Below are 26,785 nucleotides of genomic sequence, written 5' to 3' on the forward strand. Positions count from 1 at the left end.
TTCCTTTACTGAGTGGGGTTTGCTAAATCGAGGTGAGATAGGTTCGGATTTCCCAGTCGCTGACCTGGTTGTGCCAGGTGAGGAATTCCTCTTCCTTGGCGTCGGCGTAGTAGCTGCCGATGGCCGGGTCGCCGCTGAGGCTGGCCAGGATGACGGGGTCTTTCCGCAGCGCTTCCACGGCGTGGAGCAAGGTGGCCGGAAGGAAATGTGCATCTGGCCTGGACTCCCCCGGACCGGACGGGCGGCCCGGATCCAGGGACTTCTCCACGCCGTCCAGCCCGGCCGCGATGGCGGTGGCGATGGCGAGGTACGGGTTGGCGGAGCCGTCCCCGGAGCGCAGTTCCATCCGCTTGTTGTCCGGCACCCGGATCATGTGGGTGCGGTCGTTCCCGCCGAAGGATGCCTTCCGCGGCGACCAGGTGGCGCCGGAGGAGCTGGTGGTGGCTCCGGTCCGCTTGTACGAGTTCACCGTGGGGGCGAGGAAGGCCTGCAGCGCGGGGGCGTGGTCCAGGATCCCGGCGATAAATGAGTAGGCGAGCCCGGACAGCCCAAGGCCCCGGCCGCCGTCGTCCGTTCCCGCAGCGGGGAACAGCGCCTCGGAACCTGCCCACAGGGAAAGGTGGAAGTGCAGGCCGGTGCCAGTGCGGTCGGTGAACGGCTTGGGCATAAACGTGGCGGTCATGCCGCGCTGCTCCGCCAGGATGTTCAGGATGTAGCGGAGGGACACCACCCTGTCCGCGGTGGTGAGGGCGTCGGCGTAGTTGAAGTTCTGCTCGAACTGGCCGGCGGCGTCCTCATGGTCGTTGGCGTAATTGCCCCAGCCCAGGCTGTTCATCGCATCAGAGATGGAGGTGAGGTGGTCGTACATGCGGGTCACGCCGCGGGCGTCGTAGCACGGGCGGGGTGAGTCGTCCTTTTCATCGGCGGTGCTCAGCGTCCCGTCGTCATTCTTTTTCACCAGGAAGTACTCCACCTCGGCGCCCACCTTGGCCTGCATGCCCTGGCCCGCCAGCCGGGCGAGCGTGTTCTTCAGGACCACGCGCGGGGCGTAGGGCCAGGGTTTGCCGTCTACGTGCGGATCGCAGTGCACGATGGCCAGCCCCTCCTTGATGAAGGGGACCGGGGTGAAGGACGCGGGATCGGGAATGGCGATCAGGTCCGGGTCCTGCGGCTTCTGGCCCATGAGGCCCGCGGCGTAGCCGGCGAAGCCCATGGCCCCGTTTTCGAGCTCATTGGCGGCCTCCACCGGGACCAGCTTGGCGCATGGCTTCCCCGTCATGTCCACAAAGGTAGCCAGGAGGAACCGGACATTGTGGGCCCTGGCGATGTCCGCAAGGGAGATGCCGCCGGTGTTTTCGTGCAAGGGCGAATCCGTTGGTACTTCAGGTGTCGCGAGACTAGTCATCGGAACTGTCCTGTTCGCTTGCTGTTACTTGATATGAAACCTTGTTGAACCACAGTAGTCAAAAAGGTGTTTCAGCTGAGCGCAGGAAATGTTAAATCTGGACGTCGCAGGGCGCGGCCGGGTACAACGGGTGCTTAACGTGCGGGAAACACGACACCGGCTGAAAGGTGCCTATCCGAGTAAGGGCATGACGGCCCTGGGCCTACTTGGCGGCGACGGCCAGGAACTTGATGGGAAGCTCCTGCAACTCGAGCGGGCCGTGCGGGCCTTCACCATCGAGCAGGAGCGAGTCGCCCGGCTCCATGGTGTATTCGTACTGGCCGTGGCCGTACACCATCCGGCCCGCGAGCATGTAGATGAATTCTGTGCCGGGGTGCTGGAACAGCGGGAAAACATCCGAGGCGTCGGTCAGCGTCACCAGAGTGGGCTCCAACGCATCGGTGCGGCCCTTCAAGGTGCCCAGCACACGGTATTCGTGCCCGTGCCGGGTACCGCTGCGGACGGTAAGGCTGCCTTGGCCGTTCTTAGTGAAGGTGGCATCGCGGTCGGTATCCGCACCGCGGAACAGAGCCGTGACGGGGATCCTGAGCCCGTCCGCCAGGCGCTGCAAGGTGGTCAGCGAACAGGACGTGCTGGCCGTTTCAATCTTGGAGATCATCGCCTTGGAGAGCCCGGTGCGGGCTGCGAGCTCGGCAGAGGACAGGCCCTGGGAGGTGCGGTAATGCCGCAGCTGGGTTGCGATCACCTGCTCGAGTTTGCCGGCAACCTCTTCCCGGGCATGTTCTGTCATATCAGCCATCATAGGTGGGACGCCGCTGGGGCCGGGCTGCCCGTACCGCTGCCCTCCCTGCAGCCGCCTGCGGCGACCGTGCGACGCTCCACCCGGCCGCACAGCTATGCTGGGGAAACCCGCCGCAGCACGGCACGGCACGGGCACGGCAGCGAGGACCTCGGTCACTGGTCGCGGAAGGAAACGACACATGGCGCGAGCGACAGTCCAGGACGTCGCCAAGACGGCAGGCGTCTCCGTGGGCACCGTTTCCCGTGTCCTCAACGGCAGCCCGGCCGTCAGCGCAGCAAGCAAGGAAAAAGTCACCGGCGCCATCCGGAAGCTCAACTACCGGCCGCTCGCTTCTGCCCGCGACCTGCGCCGCGACCGGACCATGCGCATCCTGGCCCTCGCGAAGAACCTCAACTCCCCCGTGATCAGCGAGGCTTTCCGGGGGTTCGGGGACGCGGCGGCGTTATCCGGCTATGTCAGCCTGATTGCGCCGACGTCCGGGGACCTTGAACGTGAACAGCAGCTGGTGGACATGCTGCGCAACGGCTCAGTGGATGGCCTGATCCTGTTTTCGCCCACCATGCCGGATGCGGATGTTGAAGCGCTGGCGGAGCAGTTGAGCGTGGTCCAGGTCTGCGAAATCGTCGACTCCGAGGCGGCGTTTGGTGTTTCCATCGACGACCGGCAGGCCGCCTTCGACATCACCCGGCACCTGATCGAAACGGGGAGCCGCCGCCTGGCCATGATAGGCAACCGACTGGCCCGCTCCGGCAGGCTGCGCGAGGAAGGCTTCCGGGCGGCGGCCGCCGAAGCCGGTTTGGCGCCGGAGCATCTGCTCCTGGCCGACGGCGAGTTCGACTTCCACGCCGGGCGCCGCCTCGCCAAGGAACTTCTGCACCTGGACCCGCTGCCGGATGCCGTGTTCTGCGGCAGCGATACGGTGGCCGCAGGATGCGTACGCGAAATCACCGATGCCGGCCTCCGGGTCCCGGGAGACATCGCCGTGGCGGGTTTTGACGACTCCGTCCAGGCGGAAATGTGCGTGCCGGAACTGACCACCATCAGGCAGCCTGCCTATGAAATGGGACAGGTGGCTTTCGAAGCACTGTTTGCGCGCATGACCGGGCCGGGTGGACACCGGCGCGGACGGATCTTCCTTTCACACGAACTCGTGGTCCGCGGCTCCACAAAGGACTGACCCAGGGGGTTGACAGCCCCGGAAGCGGCTGACAGACTTTTTGGAATCGATTCCAATCAGTCTTCAGCGCCATCCGTCCCTGATACTTGGAATCGATTCCAAGACCGCACTGAACACGTCCCACCCAGCCCCTAAGGAAGCATCCCTTGAACCACGAGCAGCAGTCGTCCGCGCAGCCCGCCGCTTTCCCGGAAGGAACACCGGCAGCAGAACTGCGGGTGGGCGTCGTCGGCATCGGCTGGGCCGGCCAGCAGCACCTGAAGGCCTATGACGCGCTTGACGGCGTCAGGATCGTTTCGCTGGCCGGGATGGAGCAGGAACTCCGCGACTCCCTGCAGGCCGAATACTCCATTCCCAACGCCTTCGCGGACTGGGAAGAAATGCTGGAGCACGGCGGCCTGGACGCGATCAGCGTGGCCGTGCCTACGTTCCTGCACGCGCCCATCGCCGTCGCCGCCCTTGCACGCGGGATCCACGTACTGAGCGAGAAGCCCATCGCGCGCAACGCCGTCGAAGGCCAGGCCATGGTGGACGCGGCCCGCAAGGCCGGGCGCGTCCTGGACGTCGCCTTTAACCACCGCCGCCGCGGCGACATCCAGGCACTCAAGGATGTCATCGACGACGGCGGGCTGGGCCGGCCGTACTACGCCAAGGCATCCTGGCTGCGCCGTTCGGGCATCCCCACCCTCGGCAGCTGGTTCACCAATCCGGAGCTCGCCGGCGGCGGACCCCTGGCGGACATCGGCGTCCACGCCCTGGACTACGCGCTGCACCTGCTCGGGGAACCCAAGGTGGTGGCCGTTTCTGCTGCCACGCATTCCGAGCTGGGCCCGCAGGGGCGCGGCGGCGGAAAAGAGTACTCGGCCCTCGCCTCAGCGCACGCGTTCGAGGTGGAGGACTTCGCTTCCGCGTTCCTGAGGCTTGAGGGCGGCGGAACCCTGCTGATCGAGGCCAGCTGGGCCACGTACCGCGAAATGGACGACCTCCTGGACTTCACGATCTACGGCACCGACGGCGGCGCCGAGCTCAAGGTGCAGGGCGCACCCTTCCCGGCCGTCGGCCAGCTCCGCGTGTTCACGGACAAGGAAGGCGAATCCGCGGACTACGTGCCACCGGTACTGCCGGGCCGCGCCCATGACGCAGTAGTGGAAGACTTCATCACGGCAGTGCGCGGCGGAGAGGCAGTCTGGGGAGAGCATGACGGCTCCCTGGCGCTCTACCGGGCGCAGATCATCGACGCGTGCTACCAGTCCGCACTGGAGCAGAGGGAGGTTCGTCTCTAATGAACCACGAACTGAGGATCCGGGTCTGGAACGAAGGCGTCCACGAGGCCATCAACGAGCCATCCCACATTGGTGAGATCTACCCCGACGGCATCCACGGCGCCATCGCCGCGGGCCTTCGTTCCTACTACCCCGAGGCGGAAGTTACGACGGCGGTGCTCGCCACCGATGATGAGCACGGCCTGGATGAGGAGGTGCTCGCCGAGACGGACGTCCTGCTCTGGTGGGGACACATGGCCCACCACGAGGTGAGCGACGCCGTCGTCGAACGCGTCCACCGGCACGTGCTGGGCGGTATGGGACTGATCGTGCTCCACTCGGGGCATTTTGCCAAGGTGTTCACCAAGCTGCTGGGCACCAGCTGCTCGCTGGCGTGGCGGAACGACGGCGAGCGCGAGCTCGTATGGACCGTGAAGCCCTCACACCCCATCGCCGAAGGTGTGGACAGCCCCATCGTTATCCCCGAGCAGGAGATGTACGGCGAGCTGTTCGACATTCCGGACCCGGACGACCTCATCTTCATCAGCTCCTTCGCGGGCGGCGAGGTGTTCCGCTCCGGCGTCACGTTCACCCGGGGCAAGGGGCGGATCTTCTACTTCAGCCCGGGCGACCAGGAGTACCCGGTGTACCACCATCCCCAGATCCAGCGCGTCCTGGCCAACGGCGTGAAGTGGGCGGCCCAGCCGGACCTGCACCGCGCTGCCCCGGAGGTCACCAACCCGTCGCGGAACTGGTTCGACCAGGGCTGACCCCTCCCGCCGGCGGAGTTTTTGTCCGGATATGCAGGCTTTAGGGGACTTTATCCCGGCATACGTGGACAAAAACTCCGCTTCCGGAGCCGCGCCACGAGCGAGGCGGCGAGCAGGGCGGTTACCAGTTCCAGTCCGATGATCAGCAACAGCTGGGCGCTTCCGGACGTTTGGGCGAAGTACGACGCCGGCCTGCCGCCGTGGGCGTGCCCGGCACCTCCCGCGCCGAGCAGCAGAGCCGCATGCAGCACGACCGTTAGCAGCGCCGAGAGCGTCACCTGGTGCAAGGCACGCACCCTGCTGTGCCGCCAGATATGGACGGTGCAGGGTACACAAACGGCCGCCAGCGCCACCATCACAATGCCCAGCCAAACACCGTGGTGGCCGGCGGCCGCCCACCACAGGTGCGCAACGCAGGACACAGCGGTGACCACGGCGCAGGCCCGCGAGTGCAGGACGGGACCGCCGGCACGGGCCCGGCCCGCCGTCGTCGTATGTTCTCCAATGCCGGCAACCCCCGGGGTGGGGCTAGTGGCAGGAGCCACCGCTGCCGCCCTCACCGTGGCAGGCCGCGGCCTGCTTGTTGGGGTTGGCGGGGACGTCCAGGACCGGGCTGCGGTCGAAGAAGCCCTCGGGCCGGAGCTTGAAGCCCACGGTATCCACCGGCATGATGGGCCAGTCCTCCACCCGCGGGAAGTGCGTGAGCCCGAAGGTATGCCACACCACGATGTCCTCACCGTCAATGTCCCGGTCCTGTGCCACGTAGGCTGGCAGGCCGGCGCCGCCGATGTGCTGGTTGACGAAGTCGCCGGTGGGGTAGCGCTCCTCCTCGGCGTAGCGGGTGACCCAAAGATCCTTGGTGGCAAAGGCCGCGCGCCTGGCGATCGAGGATTCGGGATCCGCCAGCAAGGTGGGCTGGTTGTGGGAATGGAGTTTGTAGCCCACCGGCTCGCCCAGCCGGTTGCGCGACTCGGGGTTGGAGATGATCCAGGTCCGGCCGGCCCTCGCGTCAGCTCCACGGACCGCTTCCGATTCGCGGGTCAGCACTGTGCGCTTGCGGGAGAAGGCGTTGCCGCGCTCGTTGCCCGGGCCCATGGCCTGCCGGACCACGTCCTCCTCCTCCACCCGGTTGGTGAACCCGTCGATGGCCATGTCCAGCCGCGCGCTGAAGAGGTGCTGGTGGAAAGGTGCGCCGAGGCCGGGGGCGAGTTGGGAGATGTTATCTGAACCGCCCTCGGGGAAAGCGGAGGTGAAGACGATTCCGGTGGCCTTGGCCTCAAACTCGATGGTGCCGTCCAGGTAGAGGTACCAGTAGAAGCCGTAGTCGTAGTTGCCGATGGTGGTGAAGAAGGAGATCACCAGTCGGCGGTTCCGGCGGGTGTAGTTGATCCCCGTCCACAGGTCCGAGTGCTTGGACAGGATGCTCCAGTCCTCCTCGTGCATGCAGATGCCGTTGCGGATCTCCCGCGGGTTGCCAAAAGCGTCGCTGATGACCGGGCTGAAATAGGTGATCTCGCCGAGGCAGTCGCAGCCCAGTTCCAGGGAGTTGGCGTACTGGCCCACCAGGTATTCTCCGGTGTCGAAGTAGTTCTGCCAGGACCGGATGGGCGACGGGTCGCCGTAGGGAACCACCATCTCCGCGATCGAGGCGCGGTTGATGATGGGCCGCACCCGGCCGCCGTCCTCGAAGGCGAGGTTGTGCAGGACCACTCCTTCGCGGACATCGAATCCCACGTCCACGCTCCACTTTTCCCACTCCACGTGATTCCCGCCGGTGACCGTGAAGCTGGGGCCCTGGGGCTGGGTGATGCTGATGGGCTTCTGGCTGGTGCGGGGCGGCCCGGCCAGCTCCGGGTCGGTGTAGTTGCCGTGTTCGGCCGGAATCGGCATGACACCGAGGTCGATGACCTGCGTGACTTCCTTGTTCACCACGTCCACGTAAGCCACGAGCCCATCCACGGGGTGAGCCCAGGCACTGTCCTCGGGGAAGTCCTGCACAAAAGCCAGGCCGCGGAGGATGCGGCGGCCTTGCTCCTCGGTGTACTCGAACACCCCGGCGGACAGCGGGGCCACCCGGACCTTTGCCACGTCGAGGTCCCTGTCCTGCAGGGCCTTGAGCCACCGTTCGTCGGTGGCCAGCAGCGCTTCCACCACCTCGAACTCCTCCTCCAGGACGGGCAGTTCGCCGGTCACCGCGGTATCGAGCACGACGGCGGATTCCACCAATTGGCGCGTGAGGGAGACGACGACGTCGCTTGGCGCTGCCCCGGAGACGTCGTGGATAAAGGCCCGGAAGCGGCGGCCCCCGGGCTCTGCGCCGGTTCCGGCCGCCCGCCTGCCGGTTCCGACCGGATCCAGGAGGCCCAGGTAGGCGATGCGGTGCTGCGGGCCGAGGAGCCCCTCCTGCTGCAGGATGGACCGGACCTGAAGGATCTCGGCGGCGGTGGCCAGGCGGAATGCCGAGGTTGTTTCAACTGCTGCAAGCGTCATGGATGGAACCTTTGATCGGACCGCTGCGGGTCAACCGGTTTATTTTCTATAGTTGTAGAGAATAAGCTTTACGTAAGATGGCTCACAAGGGTTTGGGCGAAATATTTTCGGGGAGCAGCAGCGGTGCCAAAGATTGTTGACCATGATGAGCGGCGCCTGGAACTGGTGGATGCCACCTGGCGGATCATCGCGCGGAACGGCCTTGAAGGTGCCACGATGCGTGAGATTGCGCTCGAAGCGGGCTTCGCCAATGGCGCCCTGAAGCCCTACTTCCCCACCAAGGACACCCTGCTCGAATTCGCGTTCAGCCACGTGTTCAACCGGACCAACCAGCGGATCGCCAAGGTCACGCACGGCCTGTCCGGCCTCGCCGCCCTGCGCGCGTTTTCCCTCGAGGTGCTGCCGCTCGACGAGGAGCGCATCAACGAGGCGCGGATCGTGATCCCCTTCTGGCAGCGGGCCGTCAACGACCCGCAAAAAGCGCTAATCCACCAGCAGTCCATGGACGAATGGCTTGCTGCCATCCGGCGTTACCTCGGGGAGGCGAGGGACGCTGGCGACGTGAGTACCGCCGTCGGCGACGACGTCCTGGCCGGCCAGCTCCTGAACATGCTGCTCGGGGCACAGATCGAGGCGGCACTGGCTCCGGCAGGCCGCACGGACTTCGGGCATGACCGGCAGCTTCAGGGTTACCTGGCAATGCTGGGCGGACAGGCCCGCCCATGAACGCCGGAAACGCGGCCATTCCCGCCGGTATCGACACCCCCGAAATCCTCGTGGACATGGACATCCTGGACCGGAACATCGCGCGGATGTCCCAGGCGGTGCAGGCGAAGGGGCTCGCGCTGCGCCCGCATGCCAAGACCCACAAGATCCCGGAAATTGCGCACCGCCAGCTGGCCGCTGGAGCCGTGGGGCTGACCGTAGCCACCATTGGCGAAGCGGAAGTATTCGCCGCGGCGGGCGTGATGGATCTGTTTATTGCTTATCCGCTTTGGTTGTCGCCGCAGAAGGCGGAGCGGCTCCGGCACCTTGCCGCGGCCGCGGAAATCTCGGTGGGTGTGGACTCCGAAGCCGGCGCCGCCGCACTGGGAGCAGGCCTGGGTGCTGCTGCGGCGGAGGTCAGCGTGCTGGTGGAGATCGACAGCGGCCACCACCGCAGCGGCGTCCAGCCGGAAGCCGCTGCAACGGTGGCCCGGGCGGCGTCCGATGCCGGCCTCAAGGTGGCAGGCGTCTTCACGTTTCCCGGCCACAGCTATGCGCCGGGGAAGCCGCTCGAAGCCGCCGCGCAGGAGCAGGAGGCCCTGCACCAGGCGGCGGAAGCGCTGAGCGCGGCGGGCTTCGAGGCGCGCGTGATGAGCGGCGGATCCACCCCCACGGCACTCCTCACCAAGGCTTCGGGAGCCACCGAGGTGCGTCCGGGCGTGTACGTGCTTGGTGATGCCCAGCAGCTGGAGCTGGGCCGTTGCGCGCTCGAGGACATCGCACTGACGGTGGCGGCCACCGTGGTCAGCCACCATCCGCCGGCCCCGGGCACTCCGCCGCGCCTTATCCTCGACGCCGGCAGCAAGATCCTGGGCAGCGACCGGCCGGCGTGGGCTACCGGCTTCGGCCGGCTGATGGACCACCCCGGCGCGAGGATTACCGCCCTGTCGGAGCACCACGCCACGGTGGAATGGCACGACGACGGTGTATTGCCGCCGGTCGGCACACGGCTGCGGGTCATCCCCAACCACGTCTGCCTTGCCATGAACCTGGTGGATGACGTGGCGGTGGTCAGCCGGGGCAACCTGATGGACCGCTGGGTGGTCGCCGCCCGTGGCAGGAACAAGTAATACGTTCGGGTTTTTCGACGGGTGTTGAAAAAAGATGCCGGCCGGCGCTACTCTCGTAGGACTGTGTTCCAGAACACAGTCTTTGGGGAACGTCAGATGGCCGTCCGTCGACAGGAACATCCATGCCAGCAACAACCGTACGCCCCGCCCCACCAGCCAACCAGGACGTCACCACGAGTATTGCCCGGACCTTCGATGACTGGAAGCACCTCGTGGCCGAGTCCTTTGTTCCGCTCAGCGCGCACACGGCTGACGCGGACGGCTTCAAGGGCATCTTGCGTTCGCGGGTACTGGACCGGATGTCCATCATCGAGGTCACCGCCACATCCCATGAGGTCCACCGCACGCCCGCGCTCATTGCCCGGACCGGCGAGCGGTATTTCAAGCTCAACCTCCAGCTCGAAGGCACGGGCCTCCTGATCCAGGACAACCGGGAGGCGCTCCTCCAGCCCGGAGACCTCGCCATCTACGACACCAACCGCCCCTACACCCTGGCATTCGAGGAGCAGGCACGAATGATGGTGGTGATGTTTCCGTGCGACGCCCTGACCCTGCCCACGGACTACGTAGGCCAGCTCGCTGCCGTCAGGATGGCCGGCACCACGGGCCTCAGCGGAATCGTTGGCCAGTTCATCCGCCAGCTCTCCGAAAACCTTGACGTCCTGGGCGGTCCCAGCGGTTCACGGCTGGCCACCAACGCCCTGGACCTGGTGTCCACCATGCTGCACGCGGAAATGGACATCGCACCGGACCGGATGAAGCCGCAGGCACTGCTGGCCGCGTCCATCCGCGAATACATCGATGCCAACCTGGCCGATCCCCTGCTGTCCCCGGCAAGCATCGCGGCCGCGCACTTCATCTCCACCCGTCACCTGCACAACGTCTTCCACGAATCGGGCATCACGGTGGCCAGCTGGATCCGGAGCCAGCGCCTGGACGGCGCGCGCCGCGACCTGCGCGACCCGCTGCACGCCGGGAAATCGGTCAGCACGGTGGCTGCCCGCTGGGGCTTCCTCGACGCGGCCCACTTCAGCCGCACCTTCCGCGACGCGTTCGGCATGTCCCCCACCGACTGGCGCCGCTCCTGACACAGCAACGCGGCGCTGGCGCGGCTTAGATGAGCCCCTGCGCGAGCATGGCGTCGGCCACCTTCACAAACCCGCCGATGTTCGCGCCAAGGACGTAGTCCCCGGGCGCTCCGTATTCGTCGGCGGTGGCGGCGCACAGGTCGTGGATTCCCACCATGATGTCCGTGAGCCGCTGCTCGGTGTGCTCGAAGGACCAGGAATCGCGGCTGGCGTTCTGCTGCATCTCCAGGGCGGAGGTTGCCACTCCGCCGGCATTGGCTGCCTTGCCCGGCGCAAAAAGGACACCGGCCTGCTGGAAAATTGAGACGGCGTCGGGGGTGCTCGGCATGTTGGCGCCCTCACCCACGGCCAGCAGGCCGCCGCGCACCAGGGCCGCGGCAGCACCGCCGTCGAGCTCGTTCTGCGTGGCGCACGGCAGCGCCACCGTGGCGCCGGCATCCCAGACGGAACCACCGTCCACATAGGTGGCTGCCGGCTTGCGGACCGCGTATTCCTTGAGCCGGGCCCGCTCCACTTCCTTGATCCGGCGCAGCAGCGGAACGTCGATTCCCGCTTCGTCGATGATGTAGCCGCTGGAGTCCGAGCAGGCCACCACGGTGGCGCCCAGCGCCTGCGCCTTCGCGATGGCGTTGATGGCCACGTTTCCGGAACCGGAAACCACCACGCGCTGCCCGTCGAAGGAGAGCCCGCGGGTCTTGAGCATCTCGTTGGCGAAGATGACGGTGCCGAAGCCGGTTGCTTCCGGCCGGACCAGGGAGCCGCCCCAGGAGATGCCCTTGCCGGTGAGGACACCGGATTCGTAGCGGTTGGTGATGCGCTTGTACTGGCCGAAAAGGTAGCCGATTTCGCGCCCGCCCACGCCGATGTCGCCGGCCGGGACGTCGGTGTATTCGCCGATGTGGCGGTAGAGCTCGGTCATAAAGGACTGGCAGAACCGCATCACCTCGGCGTCGCTGCGGCCGCGGGGGTCGAAGTCGGAGCCACCCTTGCCGCCGCCGATGGGCATGCCGGTCAGCGCGTTCTTGAAGATCTGTTCAAAGCCAAGGAATTTGACGATGCCCAGGTTCACCGAGGGGTGGAATCTCAGCCCGCCCTTGTAGGGACCCAGTGCCGAGTTGAATTCCACCCGGAAACCGCGGTTGATCTGCACCCGGCCATGGTCGTCCGTCCACGGGACGCGGAAGATGATCTGCCGCTCGGGCTCGCACAGCCGCTCCAGGATGGCTGCCTCGAGGAGCTCCGGGTGCCGGTCATGGACCGGGCCGAGGCTTTCGAAGACCTCCGTGATGGCTTGGTGGAATTCCGCCTCGCCGGGGTTCCGGGCCAGGACTGTATCCCTGATGGCCTCCAGCCGTGCGTCCATGAAGTCTCCCTTACGTGGCCGTGCAGTGGACGGTCCACACGAAGGCGGCATCGTCCCAAAGGTTTACGTGTCAACCTATCCCATTACGACTGCGCATCGTTAGGTGGGCGGCCTGGCCTAGGCTAATCTCCGTATTGTGACAGAAAAATTCCACTACACGAAAAATTTTGCAATTTGTTCGTCCGACGGCGGAGCCTCCTGATGCCGTATGTCTGCCTTCTCCTTTCCGGCGCCGCCCTCCTGGTCAACGGCCTGGCAACGCTGGGCCACGTGCCCCGCCGCGACGCAGCCGTGCTGAGTCTGGCAGTGGGAATCGTCCAGGTGTTGCTCGGCGTCGTCGTCCTGTCCCCGGGCACCCCTGCCGGCGGAGCGCTGGAGGCCGCGGGAATGTTCCTGTTCGGCCTGACGTATGTCTATGTGGGCCTGGACTCCCTGTTGAAACTTGGCTCGAAGGGACTGGGCTGGTTCTGCGGCATGGTGGCCGTGGTGGGGCCGCTCCTCGCGGCGGCATGGCTGCGCGACGATCCGCTGCTGGCCGTCCTGTGGCTGTGCTGGTCAGCGCTGTGGGCACTGTTTTTTGTATCGATGGCCCTGGCCGTGGCCCGGGTGGACACCTTCACCGGCTGGGCGCTGGTGCTCACCAGCCAGGTCACGGCCACCATTCCTGCGTTCCTCGGATTGGCCGGACTGTGGCCGCGCAGCCCCCAGGTCGCGGCCACTGCCGCCGTCCTGCTGGGGGCGCTGTTCACGGCGGCCGGGATCCTGGCGCGCCGGACCCTCGCACGAAAGACCTTGGCACGAAAGACCCTGGCACGAAAGACCCTGGCCGCGCACGGAACGGCCCGGCCCGGTGCCCTTGCACCGGTCCGGACCGCCCAGCCAGACTTACCACTCGAAGCGTCAGGCGAAAAAGCTGCCCGTTAGCCCGTGGGCCGCGGGCCGCCTGCCTTCAGCCTGCGTTCGATCCGCGACTCCACCAGGACACCGGCGGCGAACATGACCGGAACGGCAGCGAGCAGGACAGCGGCCGTTTCCGCGCTTCCGCCGATCAGCGCCGTGAAGTTGCTGACCACCAGGAACAGCACCCACGCCAGCAGCAGGCTGGCGAGGCCGGGTGCCAGCAGCGTCTGCCAGAACTGCCCCTGCACCCGTTCGCGCCGGAAGAACCCCACCACGGCCACCGAGCACAGGATGTACAGCACCAGCAGCGCGGCCACCGCGAGTCCGCTGAACCAGGAGAACAGGGTGAGGACCGGATCCAGCGCGAGCAGCGCGAACGGGACTACCAGCACGACGGCGGTGGCGGTCTGGATCCGGGCCGCAACAGCGGGTGCCCGGTGACGGTTGGTCCGGGCGAGGGCCGCGGGCATGGAGCCTTGGAGTGCCAGGGAGTGCAGGTAGCGGTTGATGCCGTTGTGGAAGGCGATGATGCCCGCCAGCAGCGACGTCACCAGCAGGATGCCGGTGGTGATGCCCGCCCACGGCCCGAAGAGTTCCACCATGGGATTCACTACAAAGCTGGTGGAATCGCCTGATTCAAGGGCAGCCCCGGCGGCCTCCATGACCCGCGAGGGGCCGTAGTAGCTCACCAGCATCCACGAAATGAAGGAGAAGAAGGCGGCGATCACGGCCACTGACAGGTAGGTGGCCCGGGCTACCGTGCGGTGGGCGTCCTTGGCTTCGGCTGAGTAGATGGCGGTGGATTCGAAGCCGAACATGGAGGCCACGGCAAACATGATGGCCACGCCCGGGGCGCCGGCGGCGATGGCATCGGGCGAGAAGGACGCCGCAAGACTGATGCCTTCCGGGCCGCCGCCGCTGAACAGCACCGTGAAGCCAAACATGAGCAGGATGGCCACTTCGAAGCCCACCAGCAGGGCCAGGACCCTGGCCCCGAGTTCGATATTGAGTGAGCCCAGCACCTGGACACCCGCCATCGTGCCCAGAGCAAGCAACCACCAGGGAATGCTGACGCCGGCGGAGGCAAGGAGTCCGGAAAACGCCGCCCCGTAGAGCCCGTACATTGCCGCCTGCACGGTGCTGTACGCCAGCAGCGCCAGCCAGGCCGCGCCGGCACCGGCCGTCCTGCCGAACGCCGCCGTTACATAGGCGTAGAAGGCACCGTTGGCCTGGATCCGGCGGCTCATGGCCACAAAACCCACGGCGAAAATGACAATCACGACGCCCACAATCAGGTAAGCGCCAGGCGCGCCTGCACCGTTGCCGAGCGCGGCAGCCAGCGGGGAAGCACCGGCGATTCCCGTCAGGGGCGCCTGGGCCGACAGGACAAAGAACAGGATTCCCATCACGCCGATGCTGCCGGCGCGGAGGGCGGTGGAGTGCTCCTTGGCGGGACGTGCGTCGGCGGTCCGGGACTCGGAATTCGAAATACTCATTGGATCCTTCTTGACGGTCATGAGCGTTAGGGGGAAGGGTGCGTTTGTCGGTCCTGCACCATTGAATTCAGCATGGCAGCGGACTTGCTTCAGGGGTTTGTCGCGCAGCGATCAGTTGTTGTTGCTGAGCGCAGTGCGGGCACCGCCGGGTCTGCATAAAGCCCTTAAACGCAAAAAGCTCCCCGCCATGCCGGAACCGAATGCTGGTCCAACTTTCGGGGAGCCGTGATCCCAACCGGCAGAAGAGCGCCCTGCCCGCCTCGGGAGGTCAGGCCTCGAGCCGCCTGCGCAGGAGGCAGAACTCATTTCCCTCCGGGTCTTCCAGCACGTGCCATTGCTCGTTCCCGGTCTGCCCCACGTCGGCCGTCCGGGCGCCGAGGGCGAGCAGCCGTTCCAGCTCGGCGTCCTGGTCCCGGTCCACGAGGTTGACGTCGATGTGCAGCGGAAGGCGCCCGGTCCGCGGGTTGCTGCTGGGGCTCAGGATAATAGTGGGCTGCAGGCCGCCAAACCCGGCGCCCGGCGGGCCGATCTCGATAGAGCCGTCCTCCCGGCCGAGCTCGACGTAGCCAAGGACGTCACCCCAGAACTTCGCCAGCAGTTCGGGATCGGCGCAGTTGAGGACCAGTTCGCTGATGCGGCATGACATGAAGGCCAGTGTAACGGGAGCGCCCCGCTGGGTGTGACGTGGAATACTTCCCTACAGGCGCCGCCGGATACGCCGGCGGATATCGGAAGGGGCCGTGGGCATGCAGGAATCCGTCAGGGTGGACGAAACAACGCGGCAGAAGGTGCTGGCCGCGCTGTCCCGTGAACGGACTGCCGGCCTCAACCCCGATCCGGACTTCGACCGCCGGCTGGATCAATACCTCCCGCTCCTGACGGAGCTCTTCGGCTCCCTCTATGACTGCCGCCCCGACTGGCAGGATCAACTGGCGGCGCTGGTGGTCCAGAGCGCCCGGTCCTGGCAGGAACGGTCCCCGGAACTAAAAACGCTGGACGCCAAGCACGAGGCGGACTCCGGCTGGTTCCTGGACAACACCATGCTCGGCGGCGTCTGCTACGTGGACCGGTACGCGGAAAGCCTCGAGGGAGTCCGCGCCCGCATCCCGTACTTCAAGGAGCTCGGCCTTACCTACCTGCACCTCATGCCGCTGTTCCTCGCGCCGGAGCCCCATTCGGACGGCGGCTACGCGGTGTCCAGCTACCGTAAGGTCAACCCGAAGCTGGGCACCATGGAACAGCTGCGGTCTTTGGCCGCAGAGCTGAAGGCCAACGGCATCAGCCTGGTGGTGGACTTCATCTTCAACCACACCTCGGATGAGCACGAGTGGGCCCGGAAGGCAGCTGCGGGAGATCCGGAGTTCAGCGACTACTACTGGATCTTCCCGGACCGCACCATGCCGGACGCGTTCGAGCAGAACGTGCGTGAGATTTTCCCCGAGAACCACCCGGGGTCCTTCATCCGGATGGAGGACGGCCGCTGGGTCTGGGCCACCTTCCACACCTACCAATGGGACCTGAACTACTCCAACCCGGACGTCTTCCGCGCCATGGCCGGGGAAATGCTGTTCCTCGCGAACCAGGGCGTAGACATCCTGCGCATGGACGCGGTCGCCTTCATCTGGAAACAGCTGGGCACCCCCTGCGAAAACCTGCCGGAAGCGCACACCCTGCTCCAGGCCTTCAACGCGGTGTGCCGGCTGGCGGCGCCGTCGCTGCTGTTCAAGTCCGAGGCCATCGTGCACCCGGACGAGGTAGCCCTCTACATCGATCCGGCCGAGTGCCAGCTCTCCTACAACCCGCTGCAGATGGCCCTGATCTGGGAATCCCTGGCCACCCGCGACGTTTCCCTCCTGGCCCAGGCGCTGGAGCGCCGGCACAACATCCCGGAGGGCACCTCCTGGGTGAACTACGTCCGCAGCCACGACGACATCGGCTGGACTTTCGCGGACGAGGACGCGGCCGAGCTGGGCATCAACGGATTCGACCACCGCCGGTTCCTGAACTCCTTCTACGTCAACCGCTTCCCCGGCAGCTTCGCCCGCGGCGTCCCCTTCCAGGACAACCCCAAGACAGGTGACTGCAGGATTTCAGGCACGACGGCGTCCCTGTGCGGCATGGAAGTGGACCCGGCTGAGGCAGTGGAGCGGATCCTCCTGGCCCACTCGGTTGCCTTCAGCACCGGGGGAATCCCGCTGTTGTACCTGGGCGACGAGGTTGGCCAGGTCAACGATTACGCGTACGCGTCGGAGCCCGGGCACGGAGCGGACAGCCGCTGGGTCCACCGGCCGCACTACCCCGCGGAACAGTATGACCGCCGCAAAGACCCTTCCACCCCTGAAGGCGCTGTGTTCAACGGCCTCAAGCGGATGACCGAGGTCCGCGCACGCACAGCCGAACTGGCCGGCACCCGGCTGGTCGACTTCGCCACAAACAACCAAAGCGTCCTTGCCTACCAGCGCCCCGGCTGGCAAACCTGGGTGCTGGCACTGGCCAACTTCAGCGACCAGGCCCAGACCCTGCCCGCCGAAACCTTCTCGGGATACTCAAGTGCCGCCGTGGACCTTCTCTCCGAAGCCGGCCTGCAGCTGGCCGAGGGCCTCACGCTCCTCCCCCGCCAGTACCTCTGGTTGCGCGTCACCCCCGTTTAGCCCCAACCAACCAGCGCTAAGTGTCGTTTTGGAGCTCCAAACCGACACTTAGCGCGACCCGGTTGGGCGGGCGGGGGCGGGGCGTGAAACCATACGGATCATGGCCTCCAAGATTGCGTACCAGGGTGAGCCCGGCGCCAACTCCAATATCGCGTGCAAGCAGATGTTCCCGGACATGGAAAGCGTGCCCTGCGCCAGCTTTGAGGACGCGTTTGAACTCGTGTCCAGCGGGCAGGCGGACCTGGGCATGATCCCCATCGAGAACTCGATCGCCGGCCGGGTGGCGGACATCCACATCCTGCTGCCGCAGTCCAACCTGCAGATCGTGGGTGAGTTCTTCCTGCCCATCCACTTCGACCTGCTGGGCATCCCGGGCAGCACCATCGACGGTGCCACCGAGGTCCACAGCCATATCCATGCCCTGGGCCAGTGCCGGAAGCTGATCCGCGAGCACGGCCTTAAACCCATCATCGCCGGCGACACCGCAGGGTCCGCCCGCGAAGTGGCCGAGTGGAACGATCCCCGCAAGCTCTCCCTCGCTCCCCCGCTGGCCGCGCAGATCTACGGCCTGGAAGTGCTGGCCTCCCGGGTTGAGGACGACCCCTCCAACACCACCCGCTTCGTGGTCCTGGCCCGGGAAACGGCATTGCCGGGCCGGGACGAACTGCCCGGACCGGCGGTCACCAGCTTTGTGTTCCGCGTCCGTAACGTCCCGTCCGCCCTTTTCAAGGCACTGGGCGGCTTCGCAACGAACGGCGTGAACATGACCCGCCTGGAAAGCTACATGGTGGGCAACGAATTCGCGGCCACCATGTTTATGGCCGACGTCGAAGGCCACCCCGAGGACCTGCCGCTGAAGCTGGCCCTCGAGGAACTGGACTTCTTCACCACCGAGGTGCGCATCCTCGGCGTCTACGCGGCCGCGGAATACAGGGCGGCTCAGACCGTCAGCGGCTGACCCGCAGCACGGCGCGGCTTGAGCTGGTTCCGCGTCAGGAGACCGGCGAAGAACTCCCCCAGCTCGGCCGTCGCGGTGAGCGGCAGGACGTTCGCCACGTACTGGTCCGGCCGCACCACCACCACCACGCCGCCGCGGTCCAGGCCCCGCAGCTCAAAAATGTCCGCGGCAGGCTCGGTGGCGTACACCTTCTCGTAGTCCGTGAGCTTGAACGGGCCCACCTGCGGCTTGAAGACGGCGGGCACCTTTCCGATGTCCACCGCGGTGTGCGGCTGCTGGTAGATCACCTTCACGTCGAACCAGGCGTCAGGATCGGCGTCTGGCGGCGTCGCGGCCAGCGGCGATTCCGGCGAGTCCGCGATCCACGCCGCCAAGTCCGCCACGGCTGAGTGCGGGCCGGCGGGTGCCGCGTCGGCGAAAACGTAGATGCGCCACCGGCCGTCCGCCGTGGCGTGGTGGCCAAGGTGCATCGGGTTGGTGTCGCCCACGCGCACCACGGGCGCCGACTTGAAGCGCTTGCCCACCGGGAAACCGGTGGCCAGCGCCTGGTGCTTGGCGGGGGCAACGAGCATGGACGGCGCGTACTCGGTCATGAACCCGGCAGGGAACTCCGCGGTACGCACGTAGAAATCCTCGAGGTCCGAGGGGTGCTCGAACTCCTCCGGCTTCTTGGCCATCATGGTGGACCATTCCTTGTCGAAATCAATCAGGTTTTTCGCCACCACCTGCCGCTCCGCGGAGTAGGTGGCCAGCAGGCTCTCGGGGCTGCGGCCCTCCAGGACGTGACCGAGCTTCCAGGCGATGTTGAAGCCGTCCTGCATGGAGACGTTCATGCCCTGGCCGGCCTTGGCACTGTGCGTGTGGCAGGCATCGCCGGTGATAAAGACCCGCGGATTGCGGGTACCGCGGTCCTCCGGCAGGACGTCGTCGAACCTGTCCGTCAGCCGGTGGCCCACCTCATAGACGCTGTGCCAGGCAACGTTGCGAACGTCCAGGGTGTAGGGATGGAGGATCTCGTTGGCCTTCTGGATGATCTGCTCGATGCTGGTGTTCCGCACGGCATGGTGGGTGGCCGGATCCACTTCGCCGAGGTCCACGTACATCCGGAAGAGGTGTCCGCCTTCGCGCGGAATCAGCAGGATGCTGCCCTTTTCGCCCTGGATGGCGCACTTGGTGCGGATGTCGGGAAAGTCGGTGACGGCGAGGGTGTCCATCACGCCCCAGGCATGGTTGGCCTGGTCGCCGGCGAGCCGGCAGCCGATCGCTTCGCGAACCTTGCTGCGCGCGCCGTCCGCCCCCACCACGTACTTGGCCCGGACCACCCGTTCCTGGCCTTCCCGGGGACCGGCGGTGTGGAGCAGCCTGACGGTAACCGGGTATTCGCCGTCATCCGCGACGGTCAGGGACTGGAACCCGTAGCCGTAGTCCGGCTTCAGGCGGGACGGCGAGTTGGCTGCGAATTCGGCGAAGTAGTCCAGTACGCGGGCCTGGTTGACGATCAGGTGCGGAAATTCGCTGATACCCATTTCATCATCCACGGCCCTGGCAGTCCGGATGATGTTCGCGCGGTTGGCCGCGTCCGGCTTCCAGAACGCCATCTCGGTGATCCGGTAGGCCTCTGCGATGATCCGCTCGGCGAATCCGAAGGCCTGGAAAGTCTCCACGCTGCGCGCCTGGATCCCGTCGGCCTGGCCGATGGCGAGCCGTCCCGGGCGGCGCTCGATGATCCGCGTTGTGACGCCCGGGAACATCGAAAGCTGGGCAGCGGCCAGCATTCCCGCCGGTCCGGTGCCGACAATCAGCACGTCAACCTCGTCCGGGAGCTCATCGGGGCGGTTTAGGCCGACGCCGGCTGCGGGCTTGACCCGCGGGTCTCCGGATACATAACCGTGGTGGTGAAACTGCACGGGATTCCTCACTTCGTTGTGCGGCCCTGGCGGCCAGAAGGATCGTGTTCGATAATAGAATTTAGGTTTCCATATGAGAAAACTTCTGTTGGAGCAACACTGTACGCCACGTGTGATGCGGACGACAAGGGCGCCGGGAATGGCGGCGCGGCAGGGGTTGACAAGCGAGCCGCCCCAGCGCCAGAGTGATCGTATACGATTTCGTACTTCACGAGGAGGCGCTTTGGAGCAGGTCAACGGGGACACCCTCGCAGCGGCACGGAAGGTCATCGCGGTGCACATTAACTACCCCAGCCGGGCTGCACAGCGGGGCCGGACACCGGCCCAGCCGTCCTACTTCCTCAAGCCGACGTCGTCGCTCTCCCTCAGCGGCAGCACTGTGGAACGTCCCGCGGGCTGCGAACTGCTCGGTTACGAGGGCGAGATCGCGCTCATCATCGGCAAGGCCGCCCGCCGGGTAGGCATCGAAGACGCGTGGAGCCATGTTGCCGCCGTGACCGCCAGCAATGACCTCGGCGTCTACGACCTGCGCTGGGCAGACAAGGGCTCCAACCTCCGGTCCAAGGGCGGCGACGGCTTCACCCCCGTGGGCCCGGCACTGATCCCGGCAGACGCCGTCGACGCAGCCAGGCTCCGGATCCGCACCTGGCACAACGGCCAGCTCGTCCAGGACGACACCACGGAGGACCTGCTCTTCCCGTTCGCCCGGCTGGTGGCGGACCTGTCCCAGCTGCTCACCCTCGAGGAGGGGGACATCATCCTCACCGGCACCCCCGCCGGTGCCTCGGTGGCCAAGCCCGGCGATGTCCTTGAGGTGGAAGTGTGCGCCGGTGACCTCACCACGGGCCGCCTGGTCACCATCGTGGAGGAAGGCACGACGCCGTTCGCTGACTTTGGTGCCGGCCCAAAGGTTGATGACGTGCAGCGTGAGGAGGCGTGGGGTTCACGCGAGGCCGCCGGGCTTCCTGTTGAGGCTGCGGCCGCCGTTGCATCCTCCCTGTCTCCTGAACTGAAGGCCAGGCTCGAGTCCGTCGCCACGGCTACACTGTCATCGCAGTTGCGCAAGCGCGGCCTTAACAACGTCAGCATCGACGGACTGCAGTCCACCCGCCCGGACCGCCGCGTGGTGGGGCTGGCGCGGACCCTGCGCTACGTGCCCAACCGCGAGGACCTCTTCAAGACCCACGGCGGCGGCTACAACGCACAAAAGCGCGCCATCGATTCCGTGAACGAGGGTGAAATCCTGGTCATGGAGGCCCGCGGCGAAAAGGGCACCGGCACCGTGGGCGACATCCTGGCCCTGCGCGCCCAGGTCCGCGGAGCTGCAGCCATCATCACCGACGGCGGCGTCCGCGACTTCACGGCCGTTGCGGACCTGGACATGCCCACCTACTTCGCCAACCCGCACCCCGCGGTGCTGGGCCGGCGCCACATTCCGTGGGACACCGACACCACCATCGCCTGCGGCGGTGCCACCGTCCAGCCCGGCGACATCATCGTGGCCGACGCCGACGGCATCCTGGTGATCCCGCCGGCCATGGCTGAGGAACTGGTGGAGGACTGCATCCAGCAGGAGCAGGAAGAGACCTTCATCTTCGAAATGGTGAAGCAGGGCAACAGCGTGGACGGCCTGTACCCGATGAACGCCGAATGGCAGGCACGGTACGGGGAATGGAAGCACACCAATGACTGAGACTGTGGCCGGGCCTTCCGCCGCGCCTGCCGGCAGCAAGTCCGAACAGGCGTACCAGTCCGTCAAGGCACGGATCGTGGAAGGCAACTACACACCCGGGTATCGCCTGGTGCTGGGCAGCATCGCCAAGGACCTCGGATTCAGCGTAGTCCCGGTGCGGGAAGCCATCCGCCGGCTCGAGGCCGAAGGCCTGGTGACGTTCGAACGCAACGTCGGCGCCACCGTGGCCGGCATCGATCCCACCGAATACCTCTACACCATGCAGACCCTCAGCATCGTGGAGGGTGCCGCTACGGCCTTGTCCGCACCGCTGATCGATGCCGTGGCGATCGCCCGGGCCCGCGCCGTGAACCAGGAGATGCGCGAGTGCCTGGACCACTTCGATCCCGTCCGGTTCACGCAGCTCAACCAGGACTTCCACAGCGTCCTGTTCGAGCACTGCCCCAACCCGCACATCCTGGACCTCGTCCACCGCGGCTGGAACCGGCTTGCATCCCTCCGGTCCTCCACCTTCCGCTTTGTCCCCGGCCGCGCCCACGAATCGGTGGACGAACACGAAAACCTGCTGAAGCTCATCGAATCCGAAGCAGGCCCCGACTCCATTGAAAAAGCAGCCCGCCTCCACCGCTCCGCCACCCTTGACGCCTACCTCGCCCAGGCCAGGAACATCTGAAACGCCTGAAGCAAAGACCCACCAGAGCAGTAAGGAAACAACAATGACGTTCACTGCAGAACAGACCGCCACGCATTACGTGCCGCAGGACCTGCCCGCCCACATCCAGCACTACATCAACGGCCAGTTCGTTGACTCGGTAGGCGGCAAGACGTTCGACGTGCTGGACCCGGTGTCCAACCAGAACTACGCCACCGCCGCGGCCGGCCAGCAGGAGGACATCGACCTCGCCGTCGCGGCTGCCCGCGAGGCGTTCGTGAACGGTCCGTGGCCGAGGATGAAGCCGCGTGAGCGTGCCCGGGTGCTGAACAACATCGCGGACGCCGTCGAAGCCCAGGAAGCCCGGCTGGCCGAACTCGAAACCTTCGATACCGGCCTGCCCATCACCCAGGCCAAGGGCCAGGCGCTCCGGGCTGCGGAGAACTTCCGCTTCTTCGCGGACCTGATCGTGGCCCAGTTTGATGACGCCATGAAGGTCCCGGGCTCGCAGATCAACTACGTGAACCGCAAGCCCATCGGCGTCGCAGGCCTCATCACCCCGTGGAACACGCCGTTCATGCTGGAGTCCTGGAAGCTCGCCCCGGCACTGGCCACCGGCAACACCGTGGTCCTCAAACCCGCCGAGTTTACGCCGCTGTCCGCCTCCCTGTGGGCCACCATCTTCAAGGACGCTGGCCTGCCCGACGGCGTGTTCAACCTGGTCAACGGCCTGGGCGAGGAAGCCGGCGACGCCCTGGTCAAGCACCCGGACGTCCCGCTGATCTCCTTCACCGGCGAGACCACCACCGGCCAGACCATCTTCCGCAACGCCGCAACCAACCTCAAGGGCCTGTCCATGGAGCTCGGCGGCAAGTCCCCGTGCGTCGTGTTCGCCGACGCAGACCTCGACGCCGCAATCGACTCCGCCCTGTTCGGCGTCTTCTCCCTCAACGGCGAACGCTGCACCGCCGGCTCCCGCATCCTGGTGGAGCGCGCCATCTACGACGAATTCTGCGAAAAGTATGCCGCCCGCGCCAAGAACATCGTGGTGGGCGACCCCCACGACCCCAAGACCCAGGTGGGCGCCCTCGTCCACCCCGAACACTACGAAAAGGTGGCCTCCTACGTGGAAATCGGCAAGTCCGAAGGCCGGCTGCTGGCCGGCGGGGGACGACCCGAGCACCTGCCCGAGGGCAACTACATCGCCCCCACCGTGTTCGCTGACGTCGCGCCTGACGCCCGGATCTTCCAGGAGGAGATCTTCGGTCCCGTCGTGGCCATCACCCCGTTCGAGAACGACGACGAAGCCCTCGCCCTCGCGAACAACACCAAATACGGCCTCGCCGCCTACATCTGGACCCAGAACCTGACCCGGGCGCACAACTTCTCGCAGAACGTCGAAGCCGGGATGGTGTGGCTGAACAGCCACAACGTCCGCGACCTCCGCACGCCGTTCGGCGGTGTCAAAGCCTCCGGCCTGGGCCACGAAGGCGGCTACCGCTCCATCGACTTCTACACCGACCAGCAGGCCGTGCACATTACGCTCGGCAGTGTGCACACCCCCAAGTTCGGCGCATAGCAACCCCGGCACCCGAGCCGGCCGGCCGCCGTCGTACTTTCCCAAACCTTTCAAAGAAGAGAGAGCACCATGACCAACTTTGTTCCCACCCCCACAGTTGCGGCACCGGACATCGTCCGCTGCGCCTACATGGAGATCGTGGTCACCGACCTCGCCAAATCCCGCGAGTTCTATGTGGACGTCCTGGGCCTGCACGTCACCGAGGAAGACGAGAACGTGATCTACCTGCGCTCCCTCGAGGAGTTCATCCACCACAACCTGGTGCTCCGCAAAGGACCCGTTGCCGCCGTCGCCGCGTTCGCGTACCGGGTGAAGTCCCCCGCCGAGGTGGACGCCGCCGAGGCCTACTACAAGGAACTCGGCTGCCGGGTGGAGCGCCGCAAAGAAGGCTTCACCAAGGGCGTGGGTGATTCCGTCCGCGTCGAGGACCCGCTCGGCTTCCCCTACGAATTCTTCTACGACGTTCAGCACGTGGAACGCCTCACCCAGCGCTACGACCTCTACTCAGCCGGCGAACTGGTCCGCCTGGACCACTTCAACCAGGTCACCCCGGACGTCCCCAAGGGCCGCAAGTACCTGGAGGACCTGGGCTTCCGCGTCTCCGAAGACATCAAGGATGCCGACGGCGTCACGTACGCCGCGTGGATGCACCGCAAGCAGACCGTCCACGACACCGCGCTGACCGGCGGCAACGGACCCCGCATGCACCACGTCGCGTTCGCCACGCACGAGAAGCACAACATCATCCAGATCTGCGACAAGATGGGCGCCCTCAGGATCAGCGACCGGATCGAACGCGGGCCCGGCCGGCATGGCGTGTCCAACGCGTTCTACCTCTACATCCTGGACCCGGACGGGCACCGCATCGAGATCTACACCCAGGACTACTACACCGGTGATCCGGACAACCCCACCATCACCTGGGACGTCCACGACAACCAGCGCCGCGACTGGTGGGGCAACCCCGTGGTCCCGTCCTGGTACACCGAAGCCTCACTTGTCCTGGACCTCGACGGCACCCCGCAGCCGGTGATTGTCCGCGAAGAGAAGTCCGAAATGGCGGTCACCGTGGGTGCCGACGGCTTCTCCTACACCCGCAAGGCCGACGGCGATGGTCCGGACGCCGGGGACCGGGCCGGTTTCAAGCTGGGGGCGCAGCTGTAGCCATGCTGGATGCCAAGACGATTGAGGCCATCGCCGACGAACTGCTCGAGGCCGGGCGCACCCGGACTCCGGTGCCGCGCCTGACTGCGCGTTACCCGCACATGACCGTGGAGGATTCCTACGCGGTGCAGCAGTTGTGGCGGCGCCGCAACGAGGAAGCCGGCCGGACCCTGGTGGGCCGAAAGATCGGCCTCACGTCCAAGGCAATGCAGGACGCCACCGGCATCACCGAACCGGACTACGGCGCGATCTTCGATGACATGGTCCTGGAGACCGGCTGCTCCGTGGAGTGGGACCAGTACACCCACCCCCGGGTGGAAGTGGAGCTCGCGTTCGTGCTCAAGGACGGGCTGAAGGGACCGGGCGTCACTATCTTCGATGTCCTGAGGGCCACCGACTACGTGGTTCCGGCCTTGGAGATCCTGGACTCCAGGATAGAGATGGAGGGCCGGACCATCGTGGACACCATCTCGGACAACGCCGCGATGGGCGCCATGGTGACCGGCGGCCGGCCGGTCAAGCCGGACGCCGTGGACCTCCGGTGGGTCTCAGCCATCCTCTACAAGAACCAGACCGTGGAGGAGACCGGGGTGGCCGCCGGCGTCCTGGACCACCCGGCCAACGGGGTCCACTGGCTGGCCAACAAGATCGCCGCTCACGGGGATTCGCTGAAGGCCGGGGACATCATCCTCGCCGGCTCCTTCACCCGCCCCCTCTGGGTCTACAAGGGCGACACCGTCCACGCCGACTACGGACCCCTCGGGAGTGTCACATGCCGCTTCCACTAGGAAACACGTTCCGGGACGCTTTGGCTGCAGCCAAGCGCCCGCTGGCAGGGATGTGGGTGTGCTGCGGCAGCCCTCTCGTCGCCGAACTCTGCGCCGGGTCCGGCCTCGACTGGCTCCTCGTCGATGCCGAGCACAGCCCCAACGGGCTCGAATCCATCCTCGCCCAGCTACAAGCCGTCCACGGCTACCCCGTCCACACCCTGGTCCGGCCGCCGGTGAACGACACGGTGCTGATCAAGCAGTACCTGGACCTGGGCGTGCAGAACCTGCTCATCCCCATGGTGAACTCCGTCGCCCAGGCCGAAGCCGCGGTGGCCGCCACCCGCTACCCGCCCCAAGGTGTTCGGGGCGTGGGGTCGGCTTTGGCACGTGCGGCCCGCTGGAACCGCGTCCCGGACTACCTGGACCGGGCGAATGAGACCATCAGCGTCACCGTCCAGATCGAGTCGACGGCGGCCGTGGAGTCCGTCGAGGACATCCTGAACGTGGACGGCGTGGACGCCATCTTCATCGGCCCCTCCGACCTCGCCGCCTCCATGGGCGTGCTGGGACAGCAGGAACACCCCGAGGTGCGCGCCGCCGTCGAACACTGCCTCACAGCCGCCAAAGCGGCCGGGAAACCCGCAGGCGTCAACGCCTTCAACCCGGACACCGCCCGCCACTACCTGGACAACGGTGCCGGCTTCATTCTGGTGGGCGCCGACGTCGCCCTCCTGGCCCGCGGTTCCGAGGCACTCGCCGCGAAGTACATCCCGCAGGATTCAGTGGTTGAGCCTGTCGAGACCAGAACCAGCTACTGACCGGC

Annotated in this window: 23 protein-coding genes; 15 read left to right on the forward strand and 8 right to left on the reverse strand. The window is 66.3% G+C overall.

Annotation, left to right across the window (positions count from 1 at the left end):
* Positions 1-22 precede the first annotated feature (22 nt).
* Together glnT and BACI348_RS19890 are read right to left on the reverse strand one after the other, a co-directional pair.
* Positions 23-1,363, reverse strand: a complete 1,341-nt coding sequence (gene glnT, locus BACI348_RS19885; RefSeq protein WP_236557654.1) for a type III glutamate--ammonia ligase — start codon at positions 1,361-1,363, stop codon at positions 23-25.
* Positions 1,364-1,607: 244 nt separating this feature from the next.
* Positions 1,608-2,195 (reverse strand): helix-turn-helix domain-containing protein, encoded by a 588-nt coding sequence (locus BACI348_RS19890; RefSeq protein ID WP_236557655.1) that lies wholly within the window; start codon positions 2,193-2,195, stop codon positions 1,608-1,610.
* A gap of 190 nt (positions 2,196-2,385) precedes the next feature.
* Here BACI348_RS19890 and BACI348_RS19895 point away from each other — a divergent pair, with 190 nt between their 5' ends.
* The 3 genes from BACI348_RS19895 to BACI348_RS19905 all read left to right on the forward strand — a co-directional run bounded on the left by BACI348_RS19895 (position 2,386) and on the right by BACI348_RS19905 (position 5,416).
* Positions 2,386-3,384, forward strand: a complete 999-nt coding sequence (locus tag BACI348_RS19895; RefSeq protein ID WP_159829461.1) for a LacI family DNA-binding transcriptional regulator — start codon at positions 2,386-2,388, stop codon at positions 3,382-3,384.
* Between the two features lie 146 nt (positions 3,385-3,530).
* Complete coding sequence (locus BACI348_RS19900) at positions 3,531-4,667, forward strand: Gfo/Idh/MocA family protein (RefSeq protein WP_159829463.1); 1,137 nt, start codon at positions 3,531-3,533, stop codon at positions 4,665-4,667.
* Positions 4,667-5,416 (forward strand): ThuA domain-containing protein, encoded by a 750-nt coding sequence (locus BACI348_RS19905; RefSeq protein ID WP_159829465.1) that lies wholly within the window; start codon positions 4,667-4,669, stop codon positions 5,414-5,416. Before BACI348_RS19900 ends, BACI348_RS19905 begins: the two co-directional genes overlap by 1 nt.
* A 50-nt stretch (positions 5,417-5,466) precedes the next feature.
* Here BACI348_RS19905 and BACI348_RS19910 read toward each other — a convergent pair whose 3' ends face one another.
* Both BACI348_RS19910 and BACI348_RS19915 read right to left on the reverse strand, forming a co-directional pair.
* Positions 5,467-5,961 (reverse strand): hypothetical protein, encoded by a 495-nt coding sequence (locus tag BACI348_RS19910; RefSeq protein WP_236557656.1) that lies wholly within the window; start codon positions 5,959-5,961, stop codon positions 5,467-5,469.
* Positions 5,945-7,906, reverse strand: coding sequence for a primary-amine oxidase (locus tag BACI348_RS19915; RefSeq protein ID WP_159829467.1), 1,962 nt, complete (start codon positions 7,904-7,906; stop codon positions 5,945-5,947). Before BACI348_RS19915 ends, BACI348_RS19910 begins: the two co-directional genes overlap by 17 nt.
* Before the next feature lie 123 nt (positions 7,907-8,029).
* On the opposite strand from BACI348_RS19915, the gene BACI348_RS19920 reads away from it, so the two are divergent.
* The 3 genes from BACI348_RS19920 (at position 8,030) to BACI348_RS19930 (ending at position 10,829) form a co-directional block, all read left to right on the forward strand.
* Complete coding sequence (locus BACI348_RS19920) at positions 8,030-8,632, forward strand: TetR/AcrR family transcriptional regulator (RefSeq protein ID WP_159829469.1); 603 nt, start codon at positions 8,030-8,032, stop codon at positions 8,630-8,632.
* On the forward strand, positions 8,629-9,741 hold the full coding sequence (locus tag BACI348_RS19925) for a D-TA family PLP-dependent enzyme (protein WP_159829471.1): 1,113 nt from the start codon (positions 8,629-8,631) through the stop codon (positions 9,739-9,741). Before BACI348_RS19920 ends, BACI348_RS19925 begins: the two co-directional genes overlap by 4 nt.
* Before the next feature lie 122 nt (positions 9,742-9,863).
* Positions 9,864-10,829 carry an AraC-like ligand-binding domain-containing protein gene (locus BACI348_RS19930; protein WP_159829473.1) on the forward strand — a complete coding sequence of 322 codons (966 nt, stop codon included), beginning with the start codon at positions 9,864-9,866 and terminating at the stop codon, positions 10,827-10,829.
* 25 nt (positions 10,830-10,854) lie between these two features.
* Here BACI348_RS19930 and gdhA read toward each other — a convergent pair whose 3' ends face one another.
* On the reverse strand, positions 10,855-12,192 hold the full coding sequence (gene gdhA, locus BACI348_RS19935) for an NADP-specific glutamate dehydrogenase (protein WP_159829475.1): 1,338 nt from the start codon (positions 12,190-12,192) through the stop codon (positions 10,855-10,857).
* Positions 12,193-12,393: 201 nt separating this feature from the next.
* Between gdhA and BACI348_RS19940 the strand changes: the two genes are divergently transcribed.
* Entirely contained in the window at positions 12,394-13,116 is a 723-nt protein-coding gene (locus tag BACI348_RS19940; protein WP_159829477.1) for an AmiS/UreI family transporter, read from the forward strand.
* Here BACI348_RS19940 and BACI348_RS19945 read toward each other — a convergent pair.
* Both BACI348_RS19945 and BACI348_RS19950 read right to left on the reverse strand, forming a co-directional pair.
* Positions 13,113-14,588, reverse strand: a complete 1,476-nt coding sequence (locus BACI348_RS19945; RefSeq protein ID WP_159829479.1) for an APC family permease — start codon at positions 14,586-14,588, stop codon at positions 13,113-13,115. The genes BACI348_RS19940 and BACI348_RS19945 overlap by 4 nt on opposite strands.
* A 268-nt stretch (positions 14,589-14,856) precedes the next feature.
* On the reverse strand, positions 14,857-15,234 hold the full coding sequence (locus BACI348_RS19950) for a VOC family protein (RefSeq protein ID WP_159829481.1): 378 nt from the start codon (positions 15,232-15,234) through the stop codon (positions 14,857-14,859).
* Between the two features lie 100 nt (positions 15,235-15,334).
* Between BACI348_RS19950 and BACI348_RS19955 the strand changes: the two genes are divergently transcribed.
* Positions 15,335-17,239 carry an amylosucrase gene (locus BACI348_RS19955; protein WP_159829483.1) on the forward strand — a complete coding sequence of 635 codons (1,905 nt, stop codon included), beginning with the start codon at positions 15,335-15,337 and terminating at the stop codon, positions 17,237-17,239.
* A gap of 100 nt (positions 17,240-17,339) precedes the next feature.
* On the forward strand, positions 17,340-18,197 hold the full coding sequence (locus BACI348_RS19960) for a prephenate dehydratase (RefSeq protein ID WP_159829485.1): 858 nt from the start codon (positions 17,340-17,342) through the stop codon (positions 18,195-18,197).
* On the opposite strand, the gene BACI348_RS19965 is transcribed toward BACI348_RS19960, so the two are convergent.
* On the reverse strand, positions 18,179-20,104 hold the full coding sequence (locus tag BACI348_RS19965) for an FAD-binding monooxygenase (RefSeq protein WP_159829487.1): 1,926 nt from the start codon (positions 20,102-20,104) through the stop codon (positions 18,179-18,181). The two genes, BACI348_RS19960 and BACI348_RS19965, sit on opposite strands and share 19 nt — an antisense overlap.
* Positions 20,105-20,327: 223 nt before the next feature.
* Between BACI348_RS19965 and BACI348_RS19970 the strand changes: the two genes are divergently transcribed.
* The 6 genes from BACI348_RS19970 to BACI348_RS19995 all read left to right on the forward strand — a co-directional run bounded on the left by BACI348_RS19970 (position 20,328) and on the right by BACI348_RS19995 (position 26,780).
* Positions 20,328-21,797, forward strand: a complete 1,470-nt coding sequence (locus BACI348_RS19970) for a fumarylacetoacetate hydrolase family protein (protein WP_159829489.1) — start codon at positions 20,328-20,330, stop codon at positions 21,795-21,797.
* Positions 21,790-22,470, forward strand: coding sequence for a GntR family transcriptional regulator (locus BACI348_RS19975; RefSeq protein ID WP_159829491.1), 681 nt, complete (start codon positions 21,790-21,792; stop codon positions 22,468-22,470). Before BACI348_RS19970 ends, BACI348_RS19975 begins: the two co-directional genes overlap by 8 nt.
* Positions 22,471-22,513: 43 nt before the next feature.
* Positions 22,514-24,028 carry a 5-carboxymethyl-2-hydroxymuconate semialdehyde dehydrogenase gene (gene hpaE / locus BACI348_RS19980; protein WP_159829493.1) on the forward strand — a complete coding sequence of 505 codons (1,515 nt, stop codon included), beginning with the start codon at positions 22,514-22,516 and terminating at the stop codon, positions 24,026-24,028.
* Between the two features lie 69 nt (positions 24,029-24,097).
* Positions 24,098-25,192 carry a 3,4-dihydroxyphenylacetate 2,3-dioxygenase gene (gene hpaD, locus BACI348_RS19985; RefSeq protein WP_159829494.1) on the forward strand — a complete coding sequence of 365 codons (1,095 nt, stop codon included), beginning with the start codon at positions 24,098-24,100 and terminating at the stop codon, positions 25,190-25,192.
* A 2-nt stretch (positions 25,193-25,194) separates the two neighbouring features.
* The gene (gene hpaH, locus BACI348_RS19990) at positions 25,195-25,980 is read left to right on the forward strand and encodes a 2-oxo-hept-4-ene-1,7-dioate hydratase (RefSeq protein ID WP_159829495.1); all 786 of its coding nucleotides are present in this window, start codon (positions 25,195-25,197) and stop codon (positions 25,978-25,980) included.
* Complete coding sequence (locus BACI348_RS19995) at positions 25,965-26,780, forward strand: HpcH/HpaI aldolase family protein (RefSeq protein ID WP_201298465.1); 816 nt, start codon at positions 25,965-25,967, stop codon at positions 26,778-26,780. The genes hpaH and BACI348_RS19995 overlap by 16 nt, the downstream gene beginning before the upstream one ends.
* The last annotated feature ends 5 nt before the right edge of the window (positions 26,781-26,785 follow it).

Source organism: Arthrobacter sp. 9AX (assembly GCF_902506095.1).
GTDB lineage: Bacteria > Actinomycetota > Actinomycetes > Actinomycetales > Micrococcaceae > Arthrobacter.

What these genes read in the sequence shown, in the direction of transcription:
- BACI348_RS19890 (WP_236557655.1), bottom strand. Translation starts at nt 2,195, where the DNA reads ATGACAGAACATGCCCGGGAAGAGGTTGCCGGCAAACTCGAGCAGGTG.
- BACI348_RS19895 (WP_159829461.1), top strand. Translation starts at nt 2,386, where the DNA reads ATGGCGCGAGCGACAGTCCAGGACGTCGCCAAGACGGCAGGCGTCTCC.
- BACI348_RS19905 (WP_159829465.1), top strand. Translation starts at nt 4,667, where the DNA reads ATGAACCACGAACTGAGGATCCGGGTCTGGAACGAAGGCGTCCACGAG.
- BACI348_RS19915 (WP_159829467.1), bottom strand. Translation starts at nt 7,906, where the DNA reads ATGACGCTTGCAGCAGTTGAAACAACCTCGGCATTCCGCCTGGCCACC.
- BACI348_RS19925 (WP_159829471.1), top strand. Translation starts at nt 8,629, where the DNA reads ATGAACGCCGGAAACGCGGCCATTCCCGCCGGTATCGACACCCCCGAA.
- BACI348_RS19930 (WP_159829473.1), top strand. Translation starts at nt 9,864, where the DNA reads ATGCCAGCAACAACCGTACGCCCCGCCCCACCAGCCAACCAGGACGTC.
- gdhA (WP_159829475.1), bottom strand. Translation starts at nt 12,192, where the DNA reads ATGGACGCACGGCTGGAGGCCATCAGGGATACAGTCCTGGCCCGGAAC.
- BACI348_RS19940 (WP_159829477.1), top strand. Translation starts at nt 12,394, where the DNA reads ATGCCGTATGTCTGCCTTCTCCTTTCCGGCGCCGCCCTCCTGGTCAAC.
- BACI348_RS19945 (WP_159829479.1), bottom strand. Translation starts at nt 14,588, where the DNA reads ATGAGTATTTCGAATTCCGAGTCCCGGACCGCCGACGCACGTCCCGCC.
- BACI348_RS19950 (WP_159829481.1), bottom strand. Translation starts at nt 15,234, where the DNA reads ATGTCATGCCGCATCAGCGAACTGGTCCTCAACTGCGCCGATCCCGAA.
- BACI348_RS19955 (WP_159829483.1), top strand. Translation starts at nt 15,335, where the DNA reads ATGCAGGAATCCGTCAGGGTGGACGAAACAACGCGGCAGAAGGTGCTG.
- BACI348_RS19960 (WP_159829485.1), top strand. Translation starts at nt 17,340, where the DNA reads ATGGCCTCCAAGATTGCGTACCAGGGTGAGCCCGGCGCCAACTCCAAT.
- BACI348_RS19975 (WP_159829491.1), top strand. Translation starts at nt 21,790, where the DNA reads ATGACTGAGACTGTGGCCGGGCCTTCCGCCGCGCCTGCCGGCAGCAAG.
- hpaE (WP_159829493.1), top strand. Translation starts at nt 22,514, where the DNA reads ATGACGTTCACTGCAGAACAGACCGCCACGCATTACGTGCCGCAGGAC.
- hpaD (WP_159829494.1), top strand. Translation starts at nt 24,098, where the DNA reads ATGACCAACTTTGTTCCCACCCCCACAGTTGCGGCACCGGACATCGTC.
- hpaH (WP_159829495.1), top strand. Translation starts at nt 25,195, where the DNA reads ATGCTGGATGCCAAGACGATTGAGGCCATCGCCGACGAACTGCTCGAG.
- BACI348_RS19995 (WP_201298465.1), top strand. Translation starts at nt 25,965, where the DNA reads ATGCCGCTTCCACTAGGAAACACGTTCCGGGACGCTTTGGCTGCAGCC.